The organism is Labrys wisconsinensis (assembly GCF_030814995.1).
Taxonomy (GTDB): Bacteria; Pseudomonadota; Alphaproteobacteria; order Rhizobiales; family Labraceae; genus Labrys; species Labrys wisconsinensis.
Window position 1 is genome coordinate 54706 of the sequence record NZ_JAUSVX010000002.1, and the last position, 19260, is coordinate 73965.

Annotated in this window: 16 protein-coding genes; 8 read left to right on the top strand and 8 right to left on the bottom strand. The window is 69.6% G+C overall.

Features of this window, described 5'->3' with window-relative positions; genetic code table 11:
* The first annotated feature begins 32 nt into the window (after positions 1-32).
* Positions 33-1013: a prolyl aminopeptidase gene (gene pip, locus QO011_RS06665; protein ID WP_307269429.1), complete on the top strand. Its 981-nt coding sequence runs from the start codon at positions 33-35 to the stop codon at positions 1011-1013.
* Positions 1014-1022: 9 nt separating this feature from the next.
* Here pip and QO011_RS06670 read toward each other — a convergent pair whose 3' ends face one another.
* The 7 genes from QO011_RS06670 to QO011_RS06700 all read right to left on the bottom strand — a co-directional run bounded on the left by QO011_RS06670 (position 1023) and on the right by QO011_RS06700 (position 8669).
* The gene (locus QO011_RS06670; protein WP_307269431.1) at positions 1023-1823 is read right to left on the bottom strand and encodes an inositol monophosphatase family protein; all 801 of its coding nucleotides are present in this window, start codon (positions 1821-1823) and stop codon (positions 1023-1025) included.
* 64 nt (positions 1824-1887) lie between these two features.
* Positions 1888-2787, bottom strand: a complete 900-nt coding sequence (locus tag QO011_RS06675) for an ROK family protein (RefSeq protein WP_307269433.1) — start codon at positions 2785-2787, stop codon at positions 1888-1890.
* A 31-nt stretch (positions 2788-2818) separates the two neighbouring features.
* Positions 2819-4099 carry an ROK family transcriptional regulator gene (locus tag QO011_RS06680; protein WP_307269434.1) on the bottom strand — a complete coding sequence of 427 codons (1281 nt, stop codon included), beginning with the start codon at positions 4097-4099 and terminating at the stop codon, positions 2819-2821.
* 119 nt (positions 4100-4218) lie between these two features.
* The gene (locus QO011_RS06685; protein ID WP_307269437.1) at positions 4219-5328 is read right to left on the bottom strand and encodes a type 2 periplasmic-binding domain-containing protein; all 1110 of its coding nucleotides are present in this window, start codon (positions 5326-5328) and stop codon (positions 4219-4221) included.
* The gene (locus QO011_RS06690; protein WP_307269440.1) at positions 5329-5970 is read right to left on the bottom strand and encodes a 5-bromo-4-chloroindolyl phosphate hydrolysis family protein; all 642 of its coding nucleotides are present in this window, start codon (positions 5968-5970) and stop codon (positions 5329-5331) included.
* A 3-nt stretch (positions 5971-5973) separates the two neighbouring features.
* Entirely contained in the window at positions 5974-7602 is a 1629-nt protein-coding gene (locus QO011_RS06695) for a vWA domain-containing protein (protein ID WP_307269442.1), read from the bottom strand.
* Positions 7599-8669 carry a toxic anion resistance protein gene (locus QO011_RS06700; protein WP_307269445.1) on the bottom strand — a complete coding sequence of 357 codons (1071 nt, stop codon included), beginning with the start codon at positions 8667-8669 and terminating at the stop codon, positions 7599-7601. The genes QO011_RS06695 and QO011_RS06700 overlap by 4 nt, the downstream gene beginning before the upstream one ends.
* Positions 8670-8919: 250 nt before the next feature.
* On the opposite strand from QO011_RS06700, the gene QO011_RS06705 reads away from it, so the two are divergent.
* The 6 genes from QO011_RS06705 (at position 8920) to QO011_RS06730 (ending at position 16045) form a co-directional block, all read left to right on the top strand.
* Positions 8920-9456 (top strand): CDP-alcohol phosphatidyltransferase family protein, encoded by a 537-nt coding sequence (locus tag QO011_RS06705; protein ID WP_307269448.1) that lies wholly within the window; start codon positions 8920-8922, stop codon positions 9454-9456.
* 13 nt (positions 9457-9469) lie between these two features.
* A complete protein-coding gene (locus QO011_RS06710) occupies positions 9470-10564 on the top strand; it encodes an AI-2E family transporter (RefSeq protein WP_307269451.1) in 1095 nt (364 codons plus the stop codon).
* Complete coding sequence (locus QO011_RS06715) at positions 10561-11238, top strand: P-loop NTPase family protein (protein WP_307269453.1); 678 nt, start codon at positions 10561-10563, stop codon at positions 11236-11238. The genes QO011_RS06710 and QO011_RS06715 overlap by 4 nt, the downstream gene beginning before the upstream one ends.
* Positions 11239-11340: 102 nt before the next feature.
* Complete coding sequence (locus QO011_RS06720; RefSeq protein ID WP_307269455.1) at positions 11341-13566, top strand: RNA degradosome polyphosphate kinase; 2226 nt, start codon at positions 11341-11343, stop codon at positions 13564-13566.
* 4 nt (positions 13567-13570) lie between these two features.
* Entirely contained in the window at positions 13571-15112 is a 1542-nt protein-coding gene (locus QO011_RS06725) for a Ppx/GppA family phosphatase (RefSeq protein WP_307269457.1), read from the top strand.
* Between the two features lie 171 nt (positions 15113-15283).
* Positions 15284-16045, top strand: a complete 762-nt coding sequence (locus QO011_RS06730; protein ID WP_307269460.1) for an SDR family NAD(P)-dependent oxidoreductase — start codon at positions 15284-15286, stop codon at positions 16043-16045.
* Positions 16046-16060: 15 nt separating this feature from the next.
* On the opposite strand, the gene rnd is transcribed toward QO011_RS06730, so the two are convergent.
* Positions 16061-17212 carry a ribonuclease D gene (gene rnd / locus QO011_RS06735; protein ID WP_307269462.1) on the bottom strand — a complete coding sequence of 384 codons (1152 nt, stop codon included), beginning with the start codon at positions 17210-17212 and terminating at the stop codon, positions 16061-16063.
* Positions 17213-17442: 230 nt separating this feature from the next.
* Between rnd and aspS the strand changes: the two genes are divergently transcribed.
* Complete coding sequence (gene aspS / locus QO011_RS06740; protein ID WP_307269464.1) at positions 17443-19251, top strand: aspartate--tRNA ligase; 1809 nt, start codon at positions 17443-17445, stop codon at positions 19249-19251.
* Positions 19252-19260: the final 9 nt, after the last annotated feature.

The window sequence follows — 19260 nt, forward strand, 5'->3', positions numbered from 1 at the left end:
AGTTGATGCTCAAACTCGAGGACATGCCATCCATGCCGCTCGATCGTAGCCTGGAGCCCGACGGCACGTTGCGCCGCGGGCTCTATCCGGAGATCGAACCCTACCGGACCGGCCGGCTCGACGTCGGCGAGGGCCACAGCCTCTACTGGGAGCTGGCCGGCAATCCGGCCGGCAAGCCGGCGGTCTTCCTGCACGGCGGCCCGGGCGCCGGCTGCTCGCCCAAGCATCGCCGCCTGTTCGACCCCCGGCGCTACAACCTGCTGCTGTTCGACCAGCGCGGCTGCGGCCGCTCGACGCCGCATGCCGGCCTGGAGGCCAACACGACCTGGCACCTCGTCGCCGATATCGAGCGCCTGCGCCGCGAGGTGATCGGGGCGGAGAGCTGGCTGGTGCTCGGCGGCTCCTGGGGCTCGACCCTGGCGCTCGCCTATGCCCAGACCCATCCCGGCGCCGTCGCGGCGCTGGTGCTGCGCGGTATCTTCACGCTGCGGCGCTTCGAGCTCGACTGGTACTACCGCCGCGGCGCGTCCTATTTCTTCCCCGACAAGTGGGAGGGCTTCGTCCGCGACCTGCCGCCGGAGTCGCTGGACGACCCGATCCTGACCTATCACCGCCGCCTCACGGGCGATGACCCGGCGGTGCGCCTCGCTGCGGCGCGGGCCTGGAGCGTGTGGGAGGGCGAGACCTCGAGCCTGCTGCCGGAGGGGCCGGCGACCAGCCATGCCGAGGAGAAGTTCGCCCTCGCCTTCGCCCGGATCGAGAACCACTATTTCGTGCATGGCGGCTGGATGGAGGAGGGCCAGCTCCTGCGCGATGCCGGCAAGCTGGCCGAGATCCCCGGCGTGATCGTGCAAGGGCGCTACGACATGGTCTGCCCGCCGATCACCGCCTGGGAGCTCTCCAAGCGCTGGCCCAGGGCCGAGTTCCACCTGGTCAACGATTCCGGCCATTCCTTCGCCGAGCCGGGCACGCTGCACCGGCTGATCGCCGCCACCGACCGCTTCGGCCGCTGAGACCGCCGCTCAGGCGGCCGCGGTCTCCTCGAACAGGGCGGCGAGCGCGGGATAGAGGCTCGCCGGCCCGGCGATCATGCGATTGCCCTTCCACAGGCCGTCGCCGGCCAGGAAATCGTTGGTCCGGCCGCCGGCGGCCTCGATGATCGCGACGGCGCCGAGGCAGTCCCAGGAATTGATGTGCATCTCGACATAGCCGATCAGCCGCCCGCAGGCGACGTAGCACAGGGAGAGGGCGCCCGAGCCGTCGCGGACGAACATGCCGCCCTGGTGCAGCAGCCGGCTGAACAGGGGCAGGAAGTTCGCGGGCGAGACACGGGGCGAGTAGCCGACGCCCAGCATGCCCTGGGTCAGGCTGGAGGCCTCGGCGACACGGATCGGCCGGCCGTTGAGCGTCGCCTCGCCGCCGCGGCGGCCGATGAACAGTTCGCCGCGGGCCGGGCTCACGACGAAGCCCATCTCGACGACGCCGTCCACCACCAGCGCGATCGACACGCACCAGCTGGTCATGCCGTTGACGAAGGGCTGGGTACCGTCGATGGGATCGACCACCCAGATGGCTTCGGGCGTGCCGAGGCCGTCCCGGCCGGTCTCCTCGCCGAGGAAGCCGTCCTGCGGGAAGCGCTGCTTCAGGCGGTCGCGGATCAGCACCTCGGTCTCGAGGTCGGCTTCGCTGGCCATGTCCTGCAGGCCCTTGCTCTTGATGGTGAGCGAGCCGAGCCGGTGGAAATAGCCGAGCGCCAGCGCGCCGGCCTCCTCGATCAGGCGGGAGGCGAAGTCGAAACGGTCCTGGAGTGCAACGCTGTCCATCGGAATGTCCTGTCGGTCGGGTCTGGGCCGGCCCGGGGCCGGCACGGGAAGGGGAAGGGGCGCGTCAGCCGTCCTTCCACAGCCAGGCGGCGCCGCGCACGCCGCTGGAATCGCCGTGGACGGCCTTGCGGATCGGCGTCTCGAACACCGGCGAGAAGGTATAGCTCGCCAGCGCCGGGGGCAGGTCGTCGTAGAGCTCGTCGACATTCGACATGCCGCCACCCATGACGAAGATGTCGGGATCGAGCGTGTTGACGACGACGGACAGGCCCCGGGCGACACGGTCGACATAGCGGTTCCATATGAGGCGCGCCAGCCGGTCGCCCGCCCGCATGCGGGCGAGGATGTCCCTGGCCAAGAGCTCCTGCCCGGTATGGCGGGCATAGTCGGCCTGGAAGGCCCGGCCGGAGACGAAGGTCTCCATGCAGCCGCGCTTGCCGCAATAGCAGGGCTCGCCGGGAATCTCGTTGATGGTCGGGAAGGGCAGGGGATTGTGGCCCCAGTCGCCGGCGCTGTTGTTCGGGCCGTGATGGGCCCGCCCGCCGACGGCGATGCCGGCACCGGCGCCCGAGCCGAGGATGACGGCGAACACCACGTTGTAGCCGGCGCCCGCGCCGTCCACCGCCTCGGAGGCGGCGAGGCAGTCGGCGTCGTTCTCCATGCGGATCTCGCGCCCGAGAGCCTCGCGCACGTCCTTCTCCACCGGCTGGCCGAGCAGCCAGGTCGAGCTCGCCCCCTTGCCGAGGCGGGATTTCGGCTCGAGCGAGCCGGGAATGCCGATGCCGATCGTGCCGGTCCGGCCGGTCTGCCGCTCCAGGCGCTCGATGATGTCGCGGATCAGCCGGATGCAGCCGGGATAGTCGTGCCGCGGCGTGTCTTCCCGCAGGCGGGCGAGCTCCCGGCCGTCCGGCTCCAGCGCGACGCCTTCGATCTTGGTGCCGCCCCAATCGATGCCGATCAGCATGTCGTTCTCTCCCATGGATTCGAGCCGGTCCTCAGGCGCCGGCCCTGAACAGAAGGTCGCGGTCCCGGGCGAAGCCGGCGAGCAGCGGCAGGCTGGCGGCGCCGAGCACCCGGGCGTCGCGACCGATCGAGCCCTCGACCACCTCAACCGGCGCCACGCCCTGCGGCGCGGTCCGTTCCACCTTGTCGCGGGTGCGCTCGACGAGCCGGGCCCGGACCGGCGCCGGGCAGGCGCCGTCGATCACCACCGCCTCGAAGTCGATCACGGCCACGGCCGAGCCGATCGCCATGCTCAGCCCGTCCGAGGCCTGCTCGATCCATTGCTCCAGCGGCGCCCCGAGGTCGCCCCAGTCGCCGGCGCCGCCGAGCACGGCGGGATCGAGCCCGGCGCGGCGCAGCATGGCCTCCAGCGTGGACAGCGAAGCGCAGCGGATCAGGCGCTGCACGCCCGGCGGCTCGCAAGCGGGAGCGGCGACGAGCACCGAGCCGATGGATCCGGCATAGCCGGCCCGGCCGGGATAGAGGCTGCCGTCGAGCACGACGCCGCCGCCGACCAGCGTGGCGACGAAGACATAGAGATAGTTCGCCAGGCGCCCGTGCCGGCCAAAGGCGAGCTCCGCGGCGCAGGCCGCGGTCGCATCCTTGCAGAAATGCACCGGCCAGGGCACCAGGGCGCGCACGGTCGCGGCGATGTCCGCGTGCCGCCAGGCCTCGATCACCGCCGCCGGCGCGCCGACCTCGGCCTCCCAGCTCCACATCTCGAACGGCGCGGCAATGCCGAGGCCGCAGATCCGGGCCCGCTGCGCCGGCGCCAGCGCAGCGGTGATCTCGGCGAGGCCCGCCTCCACGAAGGCCGCGAGACGGCCGGGCTCGGGATAGGCATAGGCGGAGCGGACGAGCCGGCGCGGCGCGCCGACGAAATCCATCAGCACCAGGTCGGCGCTGCGCCGCCCGACCTTGAGGCCGATGGCGAAGGATCCTTCCGGATCGAGCGCGAAGGGGACGGAGGGCTGGCCGACCTTGCCGCGCAGCGGCGCCTGCCGGCGCAGCAGCCCGTCGCTCTCCAGCTGTTTCATGATCACCGAGCTGGTCTGGGCGGAGAGGCCGGTGATCCGGGCGATCTCGACCTTGGAGAGGCTGCCATGGGCCCGGATCAGCGACAGGACCAGGCGCTCGTTGTAGAGCTTGACGCCGGCCTGGTTGGTGCCGCGGCTGGGACCGCCTGCCTCGTCCGGCGCGGTGCCGGCGCGCGCTCGCCGTCCGCCCCGCGGCGGCGCAGGCCAAGGCCCGTCGATGGTTCCAAGCTCGCGCACGCTCGAAGTCCGGATGGGATCGCGTCCAGCTATCGCATGGCTTTGGCCGCGGTCAATAGATAAATCATTCCGACTTAGTAATTGCGGCTTGGTCAAGTCGGCACCGGCACGGCCCGTCCTCAGGCCGCCAGGCGGTCGATCAGCGCCAGCATGGTGCGGATGTCGGGCATCGGCAGCACCTGGTCGATGCGCGGCAGGATGCGGTCCTTCACCAGGGGCGTGTCGATCTCCCCGGAGGTGCCGAGCGGGCCGCGGAAGCCGTGCTTCGTCCAGGCGATCTCCTGGACGTCTGGGCTCATCAGGGCGTCGATCAACGCATTTGCCGTCTCGTCGATGGCGATCAGCGGATGGGCCGAGAACACGGTCGGCTGGGGATAGAGGATCACCGGCTTGGCCGGCGCGGCGGCCTCGAGCCGGCTCCAGCGCGCCTCGTCCTCCAGCACCCATTCGACGAGCTGATTTTCGTAGCCGACGATCAGCGGCTGCGCGCCGGGGCCACCGGCGATGTAGTCCTCGAACATCTTGCCGGAAGAGCTCGGCTTGTAGCCCATGCCGGTAAAGATCGCCTGCACCTTGTCGCCGACCACGGTGAGGCTCTGGGGTGTCGCCACCTCGCCGGCGAGGAGGTTGGCCGCGAGGCCCGCGAACATGAAGCCGGAATTGGAGCGGTTCGGGTCGGTGGAGAGCAGGCGCGCCCGGCCATAGAGGCTGGGCACCCCGATGTCCGCCCAGGCCCGGTTCTGCAGGATGGCATCGAGGAGCCGCGCCAGGTCGAGACGATAGCGCACCGCCCCGTCCGGCTGGGCCAGGCCGGCGGCGACGAGGCCCTTGGCGACCACGTCCCAGGAATAGACCACGATCGGCGAGTTCAGGATCACCTGGTCACGCTGGATCTTCACGCCGCTGGCGCGGGCGAGATCAACCAGGACGGACGAGGACGGCCAGAGGAATTGCGGCTTCTGGTCGAGCAGCGTCCGCTCGCGCGCCATCTCGACGCTGCCGGCCCGGCGCGCGTCCAGCACCAGGCCGCCATGGCGGCGCAGGGCGGAGACCACGTCGGGATTGGCGAGGAAGCGCTCCTTCTCCCCGCCGATGAAGCCGAACAGCTTGGTCTCCTCGCCGAGATAGCCGCGGATCAGCGGGCTGGAGCGGCCATAGACCAGCGCGCCGGTGGCGGCGGCGCTGAGCCCGAGAATGCCGAGGCCGACGGCGCGGCGGCTGATCGCCATTCACGAAGCTCCCTTGCTGTGCGGCGCCGGGCCGATATCCTCCGCAAGCGACCGGCTGAGCAGTCTGAGCTCGACATCGAGGGCGTCGAGCTCGGCCTGCGCGAAGCTGTCGGCATAGAAGGTGAAGGCATGGTCGAGCCTCACCATCACGTCCTCGATCTCGGCCAGCCGGCGGGCATCGGTGGTGCGCTGACCCTCCACCACCACCATGCCTTCGGCGATCTCGGCGGAGCGGGGCAGGTAATAGCCGAGGAAGCGCCGGACGGCCGACAGCTTGCCCGGCTCGGCGGCGAGACGCTCGAGGATGCCATGGGCGATCTCGGCCATGTGTGCCGCGATCCCGGCCGCCCGCTGCGAGCGCAGGCGACGCGAGGCCTCGCGCAGCCGCGCGACCAGCGCCTCGCCGTCCTCGATCAGCCCGCCGACGAGCTCGGCCTGGGCCCGGCCGACGCGGGCGGGGTCGATGCGATCGGCCGCGCGCCGGGGCGCGAACAGGAAGGCGGTGCCGAGATAGAGCCCGGCCGCCAGCGGCAGGGCGACGAGGAAGGGCAGATTGAGGCCGAACACCGCAGCGGGCACGGCGACGGCCGCGACCACCCCGCCGAGCACATGGTTCAAGCCGTTGCCGCTGCCTCCAGCCATGCCTCAATTATATCCCCGCACCGCGCGGAACGCGTCCACCAGGCCGGACCGCCCGTCGAACACCCGGCCGCCGGTCTCGGCCGCCAGGCGATCGAGCTGGGTCCGGTCGGCGTCGCCGAAGGTGATGCCGAACACCGGCACCTTGTGCCCGTCCTCGCGCCAGGCCTGCAGGAAGCCCTGCAGATCGCCCTGGCTCTGGCCGTCGGTCATGATGACGATGGCCGGCAGGAAGCGCCCGGTGCCGAGAACGGGCGTCATGGCGCGCAGGGCCTGCCAGGCGCAGGCATACATGTCGGTGCCGCCGTCGGCCCTGAGCCCGGCGCCCCACTCCTTCAGCCGCTCCTGGTCCGCCGGGGCGCCGCTCCCCGGCATGGCCGGGCCGGGCGCGCTGGAAAAGGCGATGGCGAAGATGCGGTCCTCCGACGACCATTGCACCAGGAGGTCGCGCGTCGTGTCCGGCGTGAACAGGAAGGTCATGGCTGCGCGCAGCTGGTCGATGCCCGGGCCGTCCATGCTGCCCGAGACATCGAGGCACAGGGTCGTCAGCGAGGGCCGCCGCAGCGCGTCCTGATAGAGGTTGAGGGCAGCCCAGATCACCTTCGGTTCCGGCGGGCGGATCGCGGTGATCGGTCGCGACGGGTCGAAATTCCAGTCGGCGACCGGCTTGGCCGCCTCGGCCCGGCCCGGTCCGATGCGCCGGCCGGTGGCGGCGATGCGCTTCTGCGCGTCGTCGCCGAGCAGGAATTTCTGCAGATCGAGCACGAAGGTCTCCACCTCGCTGCCGCGGCCGCGGTCGAGATAGCCGAGCGGTCCGTCCGACACGGCCACGCCATCCTTGGGATAGACCAGCCAGAGCGGCTCGCTGCCGCGGGCGACCAGCGTGTCGTTGGTCTCCTTGAGCACCGATTCGTAGTTCCACATCGCATCGTAATGGATGCCGCGCTGGTCCTGGTCGAGGAAGAGGTCGCCGAGCCAGCCGCTCGATCCGGACGTTCGTTCCACGCCCGCCAGCAGGGACCGCGCCTTGTCGCGCACGTCGGCGCTGGCGAGATCCGCCTCGCCGAGGAGGTCCTTGCCGACCGCCGTCGTCAGCATGGCGAGATAGGCGCCGGCGCCGGAATTCGACTGCGTCGCCGACGACATCAGGAATTTCAGCTTGCCGTCGCGCACGGCGGCGAGGATGTCGGCGGTCGTCACCTCGCGCCCGGTCCAGCCGAGCGCCTCGGCCTTGCTCTTGCGCACGCCGAGGACGACCGGGCTCTGGGAGATCGACTGCAGGTGCTTGACCCTGCGGCCTTCGTCGAACAGATCGACCCAGATCGAGGCCGCCGGCCAGATCACGTCCGCCTGCAGGGGATCGCTGGTCGACTTCAGGCCGAAGCCGATGTCGAGCGAGCCCTTGTAGACGAAGCTGCACTTGGCGCTGTGTGCGGTGCAGAACTCCTGCACCAGCGGCTCCAGCGGCTTGTTCTCCGAGCCGGCGACGATGGTGATGTCCGGGCCCGGGCGCGAGCAGGAGGCGAGGGCGCCGGCAAGCACAGGGATGGCGAGGGCGAGCCGCAGGAAGCGCGCGAAGCCCGCTCCAGGCCGCATGGCGGTCCGCGCCGTCACGATGGCGGTCCGCGCCGTCACGCCGACGCGCTCGCCAGGGCGGTCCGCAATTCGCCGGTGAGCTGCTCCATGCGCTGCTCCGCCTCGGCACGCTTCTGGCGGCCCTGCCGCTGCACGGCCAGCACGCCGTTGACGGTGTCGATGAGGTCGCGGTTGGTCTTCTCCAGCGTTGCGATGTCGATGATGCCGCGCTGGGCCTGCTTCTCGATCTCGATCGCCTGCGTCTTCATCATGTCGGAGGCTTGGCGCATCATCTGGTTGGTGGCGTCGGTGACCGTCTTCTGCAGGTCGAGCGCGGCGGACTGGCGGGTCAGGCCGAGCAGCAGCACCATCTTCTGCTTCCAGACCGGGATGGTGAGCTCGGTCGTCGCCTGCAGGTTCTCGATCAGCGTCTCGTCGCCGGCCTGGACCACGCGGATCTGCGGCAATTGCTGGATGCCGATCTGGCGGGCCTGCTGGAGATAGAAGACGCGCTTCTCCAGCCGGTCGAGCCCCTGGGCGGCGTCCTGGTAATCCTGCGCGGCCATCAGGCCGTCGCCGCCGGCCTGCGCCGTATCGGCCCGCGTCTTCAGCTCCGCCAGGCGGCCGGCCCGGAAGTCGGCGGCGAAGGCCTTGCCGGCCTCGATATGGGCCTCGAGCGCCTGGATCGAGCGCTTGGTCTCCTCGTGCAGGTCGTCGAGCAGGGAGATGTCGCGGCGCAGGTCGTCCTTGTGCCTGTCGAGCTGGATGTTGATGCCCTCGATCTGGCCGGCGACGTCCTCGAAGCGGCCGACGAAGCGGCGCAGCCGGCTCTCGGCCGAGGAGATCAGCTTCTCGAAGAAGCCGGCCTTCTGCACCTGCGCCGGATCGAGGCCGCGCGCCTTCTCGATCACGTCGAGCAGGAGCTTGCCGGTGTCGCCCATCTCCCGGTTGCGGGTCTGGGCGAGGATCCGGTCGGCGAAGGCGGTGACGTCGCGCTGGGCCTTCTCGCCGAAGCCGGTCACCAGCGCCCGGTCGCCGAGGTCGATTCCCCCCTTGATCTCAGCCACCAGGGCTGGGTTGGCGACGACCGCCGGCAGCGTCGACGATGGGGCTGGGGTTTCGGCCATGAGGTGGTCTCCCGCTCGCATTATCGTCGCGGCAATTACGACAGCTCCATGACAGGCATGTGATCCCAGAGTTCCCGCCCAACCAGCTTCTCGTGGCTTTCGCCACGATTGATTTTGCATTTCCAATGCAAAATCAATGCTGCTCAGAGTCCTGGATGCAAGCAGGTTCGGAGAACCTGCTGAGCGCGAAATCTGCCGAGTCGACCGTGCAAACCGCTATGATGGGCCAAAGCAGCCGCGCCGATCCACCATGTCCGTGACGATTCCCAACCTGATCACCATCGCCCGGTTCTGCCTCGCCCCGGTCGTGGTCTGGTGCATCGTCGAGGGGGAATGGCACTGGGCCTTCTGGCTGTTCGTCGCTGCCGGCGCCTCCGACGGCATCGACGGCTTCATCGCCAAGCGCTTCGACCAGCGCTCCGAGCTCGGTGCGGCGATCGATCCGCTGGCCGACAAGGTGCTGCTGATCTCCATCTTCGTCTCGCTCGGCATCGCCGGGGAGCTGGCGCTGTGGCTGGTCATCCTGGTGGTGTTCCGCGACCTGATGATCATCAGCGGCGTCGTGCTGGCCCGCTTCCTCGACAAGCCCGTCGCCATCGCGCCGTCCCTGGTGTCCAAGCTCAACACGGCGGTGCAGATCGGCTTCGTCGGCCTCATCCTGTTCCTCAAGGGTTTCGGCTTCGAGCTGCCGGACGTGACGGCGGCGGGGGCGGTGGCCGTCGCGGCCTTGACCGTCGCTTCGACGCTCCCCTATCTGCGGCAATGGCTGCGCCACATGGCGGGCTGACCCGGAGTTGCGCATGACCTTCCAGCGCCAGCTTGCCTTCTGGATCGGCGCGCTCGTCGTGCTGGTGCTGCTGCTGTGGCTGCTCAGCGGCGTGATGCTGCCCTTCGTCGCCGGCATCGTCGTGGCCTATTTCCTCAATCCCGTGGCGGACCGCTTCGTGCGCCTGGGCCTGCCGCGCTGGGCGGCGGCGAGCGTGATCCTGCTCATCTTCGTCATGATCTTCGTCACGGCGCTGCTGCTGCTGGTGCCGATCCTGGGCGACCAGCTCGCCGGCTTCCGGGCGCGCCTGCCCTCCTATATCTCCTCGCTCCAGCGCATCCTGGCCGAGCTCAACTCGGGCTGGCTCGGCACGCTGATCGGCGACAGGCTGCCGGACATCCAGAAATCCCTGGCCGATTCGGTCGGGCAGGGCGCCTCGATGCTGGGCTCCTTCGTCGCCTCGATCTGGTCGGGAGGGCAGGCGATCTTCAGCGTCATCAGCGTGCTGGTGGTGACGCCCGTTGTCGCCTTCTACATCCTGCTCGACTGGAACCGCATGGTCGGCACGGTGGACAACTGGCTGCCGCGCCAGCACGTCGCCACCATCCGCGGCATCGCCGGCGACATCGACCGCGCCATCGCCGGCTTCGTGCGCGGCCAGGCGACGGTGTGCCTGCTGCTCGGCCTGTTCTACGGCACCGGCCTCAGCGTGGTCGGCCTCAGCTTCGGCTTCCTGATCGGCCTGTGCGCCGGCTTCGTCTCCTTCATCCCCTATGTCGGCTCGATCCTGGGCTTCGTCGTCGCCATGGGCGTGGCGCTGGTGCAGTCCTGGCCGGGCTGGCACCTGCCCGCCCTGGTGGCGGTGGTATTCGGGATCGGCCAGTTCCTGGAAGGCAACATCCTGTCGCCGCGGCTGGTCGGCTCCTCGGTCGGGCTGCATCCGGTCTGGCTGATGTTCGCGCTGCTGGCCGCCGGCTCGCTGTTCGGCTTCGTCGGCCTCATGGTGGCCGTGCCGGTCGCCGCCGCGATCGGCGTGCTGGTGCGCTTCGCGCTCGGCCGCTATCTCGACAGCCCGCTCTATACCGGCGAGGCTCCGGCCGCGCCGGCGAAGGCGGAGGTGGCGGAGTGAGGCCGCCGGTCCGCCAGCTGCCGCTCGATCTGGCGCAGGAGCCGGCGCAGGGGCGCGAGGACTTCCTGGTCTCCGCCTCCAACGAGGCCGCCTATGCCCTGGTCGAGAGCTGGCCGGACTGGCCGGAGCGGCGCGCGCTGCTGGTCGGGCCGCCGGGCTCGGGCAAGACCCATCTGGCGGCGATCTGGGCACAGACCGCCGTGGCCGCGGTCTGCGATGCCGCGGCCCTCGATGAGGCCGACGTGCCGGGTCTCGTCGAGGGCGGGGCGCTGGCGCTGGAGAATGCCGAGCGCATCGGCGCACGGGAGACGGCGCTGTTCCATCTCCTCAACCTCGCCCGCGAATCCGGCACGGCGCTGCTGATCACCGCACGGGACCTGCCGGGCCGTTGGGGCCTTGCCATTCCCGACCTGCTGTCGCGCCTCAGGGCGTTGCCGACGGTGACGATCGCCCCGCCCGACGACCTGCTGCTGCGCTCGCTTCTGGTCAAGCTCTTCGTCGACCGGCAACTGGTGGTCGACACCGGCGTCATCGACTATCTCGCCCTGCATATCGACCGCTCCTTCGACGCGGCCAGCCGGGCCGTGGCGGGGCTCGACCGCGAGGCGCTGGCGCGCGGGCGCCGCATCACCCGGGCGATGGCGGCCGACGTGCTGGCCGCGGCGGAGCGATAGTGCGCGGTTCCGGTTGACGCCGCGCCAGCCTCGGCCTGTGATACACGATCGTCGCAATCGCGTCGTATTCAAGTCTGTGATGCCTGTGTCGGGAGCTCGATCATGACGGAGAAGGGCAGGGCGGCGGCAAAGGTCGCCGAGGTCGCCGAAGCCGAGGAGCTGCCCGTGGAAACCCCGCCCACGGCTCCGGCCAAGGATGCGACGCCGCTGTCCGAGCTGCCCGAACGCTTCATCAATCGCGAGCTCTCCTGGCTGCAGTTCAATCGCCGCGTGCTGGAGGAGGCCTCGAACAAGAGCCATCCGCTCTTGGAGCAGCTGCGCTTCCTGTCGATCTCGGCCAGCAATCTCGACGAGTTCTTCATGGTGCGCGTCGCCGGCCTGGTCGGGCAGGTGCGCGAGGGCGTGGCCGTCAAGAGCCCGGACGGGCTGACGCCGGCCGAGCAGCTGACGCGGATCTCCGAAGCGGTGTCGCGCCTGGCCTCGGACCAGCAGAAGCGCTGGACGGAGCTGCGCGACGACCTGCTGCTCGAAGGCATCGTGCTGGCCGAGGCGAGCGACCTGACCAAGCACGAGAAGCTCTGGCTGGACGAATATTTCCTCGGCCATGTCTTCCCGATCCTGACGCCGCTCGCCGTCGATCCCGCCCACCCCTTCCCCTTCATCCCCAATCTCGGCTTCACCATCGCGCTGCAGCTCGCCCGCATCGGCGACGGCCGTGGCCTCAACGCCCTGATCCGAGTGCCGAACAAGGTGGAGCGCTTCATCCGCCTGCCCGACTTCGCCGACACCGGCGCGGCGCGCTTCATCGCCCTGGAGAACGTGGCGGTGATGTTCATCGGCAAGCTCTTTCCCGGCTACACCGTCCAGGGACAGGGCTCGTTCCGCCTGGTGCGCGATTCCGACATCGAGATCGAGGAAGAGGCCGAGGACCTGGTGCTCGAGTTCGAGACGGCGCTGAAGCAGCGCCGCCGCGGCGTCGTGATCCGGCTCGAGATCGATGCTGCGATGCCCGACGCCATCCGCCAGTTCGTCTCAGAGGAGCTCGACGTCAGCGAGGACGCGATCTTCCGCGTCGCCGGGATGCTCGGGCTCAACGAATTGTCGCAGCTGGTGGCGCTCGACCGGCCCGACCTCAAGTTCGCGCCCTATACGCCGCGCTTCCCCGAGCGGGTGCGCGACCACGGCACCGACGCCTTCGCCGCGATCCGCCAGAAGGACATCGTCGTCCATCACCCCTACGAATCCTTCGACGTGGTGGTGCAGTTCCTGCAGCAGGCGGCGCGCGATCCCAATGTCGTGGCGGTCAAGCAGACGCTCTACCGCACCTCCTCCAACAGCCCGATCGTCAAGGCGCTGGCCGAGGCGGCCGAAGCCGGCAAGTCGGTGACGGCGCTGGTCGAGCTCAAGGCGCGCTTCGACGAGGAGGCCAATATCCGCTGGGCCCGCGACCTCGAGCGGGCCGGCGTGCAGGTGGTGTTCGGCTTCGTCGAACTGAAGACCCACGCCAAGCTGTCGATGGTGGTGCGGCGCGAGATGGGCCAGCTGGTCTCCTATTGCCACGTCGGCACCGGCAACTACCATCCGATCACCGCCAAGATCTACACGGACCTGTCCTTCTTCACCGCCGACCCGGTGATCGGCCGGGACGTGGCGCGCATCTTCAACTTCATCACCGGCTATGCCGAGCCGGCGGAGCTGGAGCGCATGGCGGTCTCGCCGGTGTCGCTGAAGAAGCGCATCCTCGAGCACATCCGCGGGGAGATCGAGCACGCCAAGGCAGGCCGGCCCGCGGCGATATGGGGCAAGTGCAACTCGCTGGTCGACCCCGTGGTGATCGACGCCATGTACGAGGCGAGCCGGGCGGGGGTGCAGATCGACCTCGTCGTGCGCGGCATCTGCTGCCTCAGGCCCGGCGTGCCCGGCCTGTCCGACAACATCCGGGTCAAGTCGATCGTCGGCCGCTTCCTCGAGCACGGCCGCATCTACGCCTTCGGCAGCGGCTACGGGCTGCCGCATCCCAAGGCCGCGGTCTACATCTCCTCGGCCGACCTGATGCAGCGCAATCTCGACCGGCGCGTCGAGGCGCTGTGCCCGATCCTCAATCCGACGGTGCACGAGCAGATCCTCGACCAGATCATGGTCGCCAATCTTATCGACAACCAGCAGAGCTGGCGCATCTTGCCCGACGGTGACTCGCAACGCATAGTCCCGCCCGCGGGCGAGGAGCCGTTCAACGCCCACAACTATTTCATGACCAACCCGAGTCTGTCCGGCCGTGGAAAATCACTCAAGCACAGCTCTCCCCGCAGCCTTCTCAAGCGGCGCTGACGCTGTGAAGCCGGGGGATCCGGACTTCGCCCAGGGGCGAATCTGCCAGGGCCCCCCGATCGCCACCATCGACATCGGCTCCAACTCCGTCCGCCTGGTCGCCTATGAGGGGCTGACGCGCAGCCCGACGGCGATCTTCAACGAGAAGGCGATGTGCGGCCTCGGCCGTTCGGTGGCGATCACCCGCCATCTCGACAAGAGCGCCGTGGCCAAGGCGCTGGCGGCCCTGCGCCGGTTCCGGGCCCTCTGCGACACGATGGGGGTGAAGCAGCTCTATGTGATGGCCACCGCCGCCGCGCGCGACGCCGAGGATGGCGAGGCCTTCATCCGCGAGGCCGAGGCGATATGCCGGGCGCCGATCGAGGTCCTGTCGGGCAAGCGCGAGGCCAAGCTCTCGGCCTATGGCGTCGTCTCCGGCATCTACAAGCCGGACGGCGTGGTCGGGGACATGGGCGGCGGCTCGCTGGAGCTGATCGACGTGCACCTGCATCGGCTCGGCGCCGGCATGACCACGCCGCTCGGCGGCATCGCCCTGCAGGACGCCGCCGGCGCGTCGATCCGCAACGCCGAGAAGATCATCAGGACGGTTCTGGCCAAGGCCGAGCCGCTGGCGCTGCTCAAGGATCGCTCCTTCTACGCCGTGGGCGGCACCTGGCGCTCCCTGGCCAAGCTGCATATGTCGCAGCACGGCTATCCCCTGCACGTGATGCACGGCTACACCGTGCCGGCCCGCGACATGCTCGATTTCTGCCGGCTGGTGACGCGGGTCGATTCGGACACGCTCGTCGGCAAGGAAGCGGTGTCGGCCGGGCGCCTGCCGCTGCTCGCCTATGGCGCGGCCGTGCTGGCCGAGATCATCCGCGCCGGCAAGCCCAGGGACATCGTGGTCTCGGCCATGGGCGTGCGCGAAGGCCTGCTCTACACGCTGCTCGACGAGGAGACGCGCAAGCAGGACCCGCTGATCGCCGCGGCGAGCGAGCTCAATATCCTGCGCTCGCGCTCGCCGCGCCATGGCGAGGAGCTCTCAGCCTGGAGCAGCCGCTTCATGGCCTCGACCGGCCTGGACGAGACGGCGGAGGAGAAGCGCCTGCGCCACGCGGCCTGCCTGGTCGCCGATATCGGCTGGCGTGCGCACCCCGACTATCGCGGCGAGCAGAGCCTCAACGTCATCGCCAATGCCGCCTTCGTCGGCATCGACCATCACGGCCGCGCCTATATCGCGCTGGCGAACTTCTTCCGTCATGTCGGCCTCGGCGACGACGAATTGTCGCCTCGGATCCGCGAGGTGGCGAGCACCCGCATCCTCGACCGCGCCCGCATCCTCGGCGCGCTGATGCGCGTCGGCTACATCCTCTCCGCCGCCATGCCCGGCGTGCTGCCGCGCGCTCCCTTGCATGTCGAGCGCGGCCGCCTGGTGCTGGACCTGCCGGCCGACCTGGAGGGGCTGGCCGGCGACCGCCTGACCAGCCGCATGAAGGCGCTGGGCAAGCTGATCGGCCGCGAGCCGCTGGTGCGTGTCGCGGAGCTGCGCGCGGCGGCGGAGTAGCGTCCGCGCCGCCGGCCTACCACCCGAAAGGTACATACGAGGCCCGGCACCGCCGCTAGCCTGCTGCCCTCACCATCCCTCCGGAGAGCGCATGGGCATGCCGGCAGATCGCGACGTCGAGACCTCCACCGCCTCGCCACGGCGCGGCCGCCGGGCGGCATAGGTGCTGCCATGATCCTGCAGGACCGGGTGGCGATCGTCACCGGCGCCGGCTCGGGCATCGGCCGGGCCGGCGCTCTCGCCATGGCGCGCGAGGGCGCGGCCGTCGTGGTGGCCGACCGCAGCGCCGCGGCCGGAGAGGCCACGGCAGCGGCCATCCTCGCCGAGGGCGGGCGTGCCGAGGCGCAGGCGACCGAGGTCGCCGACGACGCCGCGCTCGCGGGCCTGGTCGAAGGCACGCTGGCGCGGCACGGCCGCATCGACATCCTGCACAACCATGCCGGCATCCAGGTGGGCGGACCGCTCACCACGGTCGAGCCCGAGGGCATGGACGCGTCCTGGCGGGTCAACGTCCGCGCCCATTTCATGGCGGCGCGGCTGGTCATGCCGGCGATGATCGCCCAGGGCGGCGGCGTCATCCTCAACACCGCCTCCAATTCCGGCGTGTTCTACGACCGGGAGATGATCGCCTACACCACCTCCAAGCATGCGGTGGTGGCGATGACCCGCCAGATGGCCCTGGACTATGCCAGGCACCGCGTGCGGGTGAACGCGCTCTGCCCGGGCTGGGTCGACACGCCCTTCAACGCGCCGTTCATCGCCCAGATGGGCGGGCGCTCGGCGATCGAGGCCTATGTCCGCGAGCGGATCCCGATGGGGCGCTGGGCCAGCGCCGAGGAGGTGGCCGAGGCCATCCTGTTCCTGGTCTCGGACCGCTCCTCCTTCGTCACCGGCCACGCCCTGGTGGTCGACGGCGGCGAGAGCATCGCCTGAGCGGGGAGGGGCGGCTCACCGCTCGATGGCGGTGACCCGGCCCTTCTCGATGGCCAGCGCCAGCTTGCCGCGCTTCAAGGCCAGCGCCTTCTCGCCGAACAATTCGCGCCGCCAGCCGTGCAGGGCCGGCACGTCGGCCTCGTCATTGTCGGCGATCAGGTCGAGGTCGTCGGTGGTGGCGATCACCTTGGCAGCGACGCCCTGGCGCTCCGAGACCATCTTGAGCAGCACCTTGAGCAGCTCGACCGTGGCGCCGGCGCCGTTGGCGGCGATGCGGGGCGGCGCCTTGACCGGCAGGGTGGCGGGATCGCGCGTCATGCCGGCCTTGACCGCGTCGATCAGGTCGAGGCCGCTCCTGGAGCGTTCCCATCCCTTCGGAATCATGCGGATCCCCGCCAGCTTCTCCGGCGTGTCGGGGGCCTGCAGCGCGATCTCGATGATGGCATCGTCCTTCAGCACCCGCGAGCGCGGCACGTTCTTGGTCTGGGCCTCGCGCTCGCGCCAGGCCGACACCTCGACCAGGATGGCGAGGTCGCGCGGCTTGCGGATCCGCCCGCCGATGCGCTTCCAGGCATCCTCCGGCGGCTGGCGATAGGTCTCGGGCGAGGTCAGGACCGCCATCTCGTCCTGCATCCAATGGGCGCGCTTGCGCTTCTCCAGCTGGGCGGCGAGCTTCAGGTAGACGTCGCGCAGATGGGTGACGTCGGAGATGGCGTAGACGATCTGCGCCTCGGTCAGCGGCCGCTTCGACCAGTCGGTGAAGCGCGAGGACTTGTCGATATGGGCGCCGGTCAGGCGCTGCACCAGCTGGTCGTAGGCGATGCTGTCGCCATAGCCGAGCACCATGGCCGCGACCTGGGTGTCGAACACCGGCGCCGGGATGAACTTGGCCATGTGCCAGACGATCTCGATGTCCTGGCGCGCGGCATGGTAGACCTTGAGCACCGCCTCGTTGCGCAGAAGCGCGTTGAGCGGCTCGAGGTCGATGCCCTCGGCGAGGGCGTCGACGATCACTGCCTCCTCCGGACTCGCGACCTGGACGACGCAGAGCTTCGGCCAGAACGTCGTCTCGCGCAGGAATTCCGTGTCGACCGTCACGAAGGGATGTTGCGCCAGACGGGCGCAGGCATCGGTGAGATCGGCGGTGGTGGTGATGATCGAGGTCATTGCATGAACGGATTGCGGCAGACCTGTGCTTATCGGACAGGCGAGGCCGCGAGGCAAGCGCGGGTTGAAGGTCCAGGGGCGATGGCAGGGGCTTTTCTGGTGCCCGCGAGCGGGAATCGCCGCCTTCGCCGGCGGTGGGGCGGCCAGCGAGCCTTGACGATGCCGGACGCTTGGGCTCTATGGCCGCAACGATCGAGAGCCCGCGAAAGACGCACCCGAAAGACGCCGCCATGCATCGCTACCGTTCCCACACCTGCGGAGACCTGCGCGCCGAGCATGTCGGCCGGGATGTGCGCCTGTCCGGCTGGTGCCACCGCATCCGCGACCACGGCGGCGTGCTGTTCATCGACGTGCGTGACCATTACGGCCTGACGCAATGCGTGGTCGACCCGGATTCGCCGGCCTTCGCGCAGGCGGAGAAGCTGCGCTCTGAATGGGTGGTGCGGCTCGACGGCAAGCTGCGCCTGCGCCCGCCGGGCACCGAGAACCGGGACATGCCGACCGGCCTGGTCGAGCTCTATGTCGCCGAGATCGAGGTGCTGGGCCCGGCGGCGGAGCTGCCGCTGCCGGTGTTCGGCGAGCAGGACTATCCGGAGGAGACGCGGCTGAAATACCGTTTCCTCGATCTGCGGCGCGAGCGCATCCACAACAACATCATCCTGCGCGGCCAGGTGATCGACGCCATGCGCACCCGCATGAAGGCGGCCGGCTTCAACGAGTTCCAGACGCCGATCCTCACGGCGTCCTCGCCTGAGGGCGCGCGCGACTTCCTGGTGCCCTCGCGCATCCATCCCGGCAAGTTCTACGCCCTGCCGCAGGCGCCGCAGCAATACAAGCAGCTCCTGATGATGGCGGGCTTCGACCGCTATTTCCAGATCGCGCCCTGCTTCCGCGACGAGGACCCGCGCGCCGACCGCCTGCCCGGCGAGTTCTACCAGCTCGACGTCGAAATGAGCTTCGTCACGCAGGAAGACGTGTTCGAGACCATGGAGCCGGTGATATCGGCGATCTTCGAGCAGTTCGGCAAGGGCAAGCCGGTGACGAAGGCCTGGCCGCGCATCCCCTATGCCGAGGCCATGGCGAAGTACGGCACCGACAAGCCGGACCTGCGCAACCCCCTGGTGATCCAGGATGCCTCGGAGCATTTCCGCGGCTCGAACTTCAAGGTGTTCGCGCGCCTGCTGGAGGACCCGGCCAACCGCATCTGGGCGATTCCCGGGCCGACCGGCGGCCAGAGGACCTTCTGCGACCGCATGAACGCCTGGGCCCAGAGCGAGGGCCAGCCGGGCATGGGCTACATCCTCTATTTCGACCGGGCCACCGACGAGACGACGAAGGCCGCCGATCCCGAGGCGACCGGCGTCGGCGCGCGCGGGCCGATCGCCAACAATATCGGGCCGGAGCGAGCCGAGGCGATCCGCCTGCAGCTCGGGCTCAAGGCCGGGGATGCGGCCTTCTTCGTCGCCGGCAACCCGGACAAGTTCGTCAAGTTCGCCGGCATGGCGCGCACCAGGATCGGCACCGATCTCAAGCTGGTCGACGAGGACCGGTTCGAGCTCGCCTGGATCGTCGACTTCCCGATGTACGAGTGGAACGAGGACGAGAAGAAGGTCGACTTCTCCCACAACCCGTTCTCCATGCCGCAGGGCGGGCTCGAGGCGCTGAAGAGCCAGGATCCGTTGTCGCTCAAGGCGTTCCAGTACGACATTGCCTGCAACGGCTTCGAGATCGCCTCGGGCGGCATCCGCAACCATCGCCCCGATGCGATGGTGAAGGCGTTCGAGATCGCTGGCTATGGCGAGGAGACGGTGGTCGAGCGCTTCGGAGGCATGTACCGGGCCTTCCAGTACGGCGCCCCGCCCCATGGCGGCATGGCGGCGGGCGTCGACCGTATCATCATGCTGCTGGCCGGCGAGCAGAACCTGCGCGAGGTGGCGCTGTTCCCGATGAACCAGCGGGCCGAGGACATCCTGATGGGCGCGCCCTCCGAGGCGACGACCAAGCAGCTGCGCGAGCTGCACATCCGCCCGCTCCTGTGACCCGGGCCG

What these genes read in the sequence shown, in the direction of transcription:
- rnd (WP_307269462.1), bottom strand. Translation starts at nt 17,212, where the DNA reads ATGACCTCGATCATCACCACCACCGCCGATCTCACCGATGCCTGCGCC.
- aspS (WP_307269464.1), top strand. Translation starts at nt 17,443, where the DNA reads ATGCATCGCTACCGTTCCCACACCTGCGGAGACCTGCGCGCCGAGCAT.
- QO011_RS06700 (WP_307269445.1), bottom strand. Translation starts at nt 8,669, where the DNA reads ATGGCCGAAACCCCAGCCCCATCGTCGACGCTGCCGGCGGTCGTCGCC.
- QO011_RS06705 (WP_307269448.1), top strand. Translation starts at nt 8,920, where the DNA reads ATGTCCGTGACGATTCCCAACCTGATCACCATCGCCCGGTTCTGCCTC.
- QO011_RS06710 (WP_307269451.1), top strand. Translation starts at nt 9,470, where the DNA reads ATGACCTTCCAGCGCCAGCTTGCCTTCTGGATCGGCGCGCTCGTCGTG.
- QO011_RS06675 (WP_307269433.1), bottom strand. Translation starts at nt 2,787, where the DNA reads ATGCTGATCGGCATCGATTGGGGCGGCACCAAGATCGAAGGCGTCGCG.
- QO011_RS06730 (WP_307269460.1), top strand. Translation starts at nt 15,284, where the DNA reads ATGATCCTGCAGGACCGGGTGGCGATCGTCACCGGCGCCGGCTCGGGC.
- pip (WP_307269429.1), top strand. Translation starts at nt 33, where the DNA reads ATGCCGCTCGATCGTAGCCTGGAGCCCGACGGCACGTTGCGCCGCGGG.
- QO011_RS06685 (WP_307269437.1), bottom strand. Translation starts at nt 5,328, where the DNA reads ATGGCGATCAGCCGCCGCGCCGTCGGCCTCGGCATTCTCGGGCTCAGC.
- QO011_RS06720 (WP_307269455.1), top strand. Translation starts at nt 11,341, where the DNA reads ATGACGGAGAAGGGCAGGGCGGCGGCAAAGGTCGCCGAGGTCGCCGAA.
- QO011_RS06670 (WP_307269431.1), bottom strand. Translation starts at nt 1,823, where the DNA reads ATGGACAGCGTTGCACTCCAGGACCGTTTCGACTTCGCCTCCCGCCTG.
- QO011_RS06690 (WP_307269440.1), bottom strand. Translation starts at nt 5,970, where the DNA reads ATGGCTGGAGGCAGCGGCAACGGCTTGAACCATGTGCTCGGCGGGGTG.